2 protein-coding genes are annotated in these 3,123 nt (G+C 43.6%); both read left to right on the forward strand.

Going from position 1 to position 3,123, the window contains the following annotated elements; all coding sequences use genetic code 11:
- Positions 1–424 precede the first annotated feature (424 nt).
- Positions 425–2,002, forward strand: a complete 1,578-nt coding sequence (locus AK963_RS27280; RefSeq protein ID WP_238593866.1) for a DUF1302 domain-containing protein — start codon at positions 425–427, stop codon at positions 2,000–2,002.
- Between the two features lie 75 nt (positions 2,003–2,077).
- On the forward strand, positions 2,078–3,123 hold a 1,046-nt coding region (locus AK963_RS27285), incomplete at its 3' end, for a DUF1329 domain-containing protein (protein ID WP_238593867.1).

Consider the following 3,123-nt stretch of genomic DNA (forward strand, 5'->3'; position numbering starts at 1 on the left):
TACTGTCCAGAGCAGACTTAACTATGATTTCCATGAGAGGAGGTATCAACAGATAGATTATTAGGATTCTCTACTCTGGTTGATTCCTCTCATGGTTGCCTATTTCGGAAAACTGTCCGGACTATTGCTTTATGGACTCCTTTTTTAACCGGTTTCTTTTATAAAAGGGCCGGTTTTTTTATTCTTTGCATTCTTAACTTGTTGATTTTAAACAAATAAAAAGTGGCGAATTTTGCTAATTTTTCTTGGCCGTTTTTTGTCATTGAGCGATTTCAAGCATCCATATACTGTTGTCGAGTAGTCTGCCAAACAAGAAAAAATAACAACAAGGTAGAACATTAACTGTGAATTCCTGCTGATGGATTCATCAGTTTTCATTTTGATAGTGAGAATTGGGTTACAGTTGCTGTTCCTGGGGGTAGAGATGGTAAAAACAATAATAAAAAATCCTGTTTTCTCGCCAAAAGAGCGAACGGCTCTTTTTCAATTACCACGCAAGTCTGTTATGGCTGCAGCCATTGCTGCATCAATGTCCATGCCGGGTGCGTATGCGCTTTCTTTTCAGCCAACTGATGAAGTCTCTATAGATTGGGATACTAATATTGGTTACGCAGCCGCGTGGCGAATGGAAGATCCTGATGCCGTAGCACTTGCGAATGTCAATGGTGATGATGGTAACCGTAATTTTAAAAAAGGGGCTTTGGTTAATAATCGCCTATCAATCATCAGTGAAGCATCATTGTCTTATAAAAATTACGGTGCATTTATTCGAGGAAGTGCATTTTATGATGATGTTTATTTTCATCAGAATGACAATGATTCTCCCGGAACCATAAACCATAGCTCTGCCCCTCATAACGAATTTTCTGAAGCGACCAAAAAACAAAATGGTAAGGATGCGAGACTCCTTGACGCTTTTGTGTTTGGTGATTTTGATATTGCTGGACGAAACCTGAACCTTCGAGTTGGCCGCCAAATGGTAAGCTGGGGTGAGGCATTGTTTATTCCGGGAGTCAGTGGTGCGATGAGCCCAGCTGATGGCACCAAGGCCAATGTACCAGGTGTTGAGGTTAAGGATATTCTGCTTCCTGTTGGTCAGGTTTTTGGTCAGTTTGATTTAACCAATGACTTGAGTATCTCTGCGTATTCTCAGTGGGAGTGGGAAAAGACAGATATCAATGGTGTTGGATCATTTTTTAGTACTACCGATGTTCTGGATGCTGGTGGAGAAAGTGTATTTATTCCAATAACCCCATCATTCAGCCTTCAGCCCACAAGAGGAAACGATATAGCAGCAAGGGATAGTGGACAGTGGGGTGTTGCGCTTAACTATTTTGCTGAAGGATTGGGGAATGGATTCGATCTTGGGCTTTATTACATAAATTACCATGATAAAGAACCATCAATGTTTTTTGACCTCGCTGGTTCAACACCTGTTGGCTATCATCTTGAGTATTTCGAAGATATAAAAATGATTGGCGCTAGTTTTGGTACTTTGCTGGGCAGTACTAATATAGGTGGCGAAGTATCCATGCGAAAGGGAGCTGCAGTAAGAGATCCTCAAGCAACTCCTATGCGCGCTGATATTGTACAGGCTCAGCTTTCAGCGGTTCACGCGTTCGGCGTTACCCCAATTGCAGATGACATTATGTTCAGCGGTGAAATTGGTGTAAACCGTGTACAGGGTTATGAAGAGTCCGAGCTTGATGGGGATAAGATCGGATCAGGTATGGGAGCTGCAGTTACTTTCAAATATACCAATGTCATGGTTGGCACCAACTTTGAAATTCCTGTTAAGTTCAGTGCCAATTTCCGTGGTGATGCTGCTGGCGGGAAATTCACCAGTACCTCAAATTCGGATCGATTCAGTCTGGGCGGTAAATTAATCTACCAGGGAAATCTGGAAACCTCGCTGATTTACACCGCTTACCTTGGTGATTATGAAGATAATGCATTCACCGATCGAGATTATCTGGCCTTCAACGTTAAATACGCGTTCTGATTAAACAATAAAAAAAACAGCAGGTCAGGTATCAACCTGACCGCATTAATCAATAAGGTATAAGCCAAGGAAATAATGATGATAATAAAAAAATCCTTACTGGCTGTGGGAATGACCGCCCTGACTCTGGCTTCAGCCCAGGTAATGGCCAAGGTTTCTCCCGAAGAAGCTGAACGACTGAAAAATGATTTAACCCCCGTTGGCGCTGAAAGAGCAGGGAATGCGGATGGCACTATTCCAGCCTGGAACCCAAACTTCCAGATTCCTGCAGAATACGAAGGAACAGGCAGCTATTACCCTAACCCTTATAAAGATGATGAAGTGTTGTTCACCATCACTGCTGAGAATTTAGATCAGTATAAGGATAAGCTGACTCCAGGCACTCTGGCCATGTTCAAGAGCTATCCTGAGACTTTCAAAATGAAAGTTTACCAGAGTCGTCGTGATGGTCGTTACTCTACACTGGCTGAGCAGGAAGTGTTTAAAAATGCGACCCGCTCTGAGCTGATTGAGGGTGGTAATGGTGTGACCAATGCCTTTGTCGGCTTCCCGTTCCCAATTCCACAATCGGGCATTGAAGCGCTCTGGAATCAGATGATACGTGCAGGCTCTTTCGCTTCGGATGGCAAGTATTCGCAGATGGTTGTGTACAGAAATGGTTCAAGGCTTCATGGCCGTCAGCACACCGTCAGATACAGCCCATTTCAGGATGCAGAAAATCACACGCTGGAATCCTTTGGTGTGAATGGGGATGTTAATCCGCGTATCTATCAGCTGACCCAGACGCTGAAACCGACCCGTGAAAAAGGCAAAGGTGTCCTGGTTCATGAATTTATTAACCCCAAGCTCAAGCCACGTGCTGCCTGGTCCTATATTCCGGGTGTGCGCCGGGTAAGAAGAGCGCCAACCATTAACTACGATAGCCCGCAGGGACTGGGCAATATGCAGACTACGGACGCCTTCCTGGGCTTTAATGGTGCACCGGATAAATATAATACCAATTTCATTTTCAAAATATGTCACGAATTCTGCGATTGCCTTTATACTTTAAATAGCCTGTTGTTCATCCCGTTAATGTCATGCCTAAAACTCCCGATTTTCCTGAAAACTTTCACGATGCA

The organism is Endozoicomonas atrinae (assembly GCF_001647025.1).
In the GTDB taxonomy this organism is placed as follows: domain Bacteria; phylum Pseudomonadota; class Gammaproteobacteria; order Pseudomonadales; family Endozoicomonadaceae; genus Endozoicomonas; species Endozoicomonas atrinae.

Bases quoted from the DNA above. Each gene is read 5' to 3' on its own strand.
- AK963_RS27280 (WP_238593866.1), top strand. From the start codon at position 425: ATGGTAAAAACAATAATAAAAAATCCTGTTTTCTCGCCAAAAGAGCGA.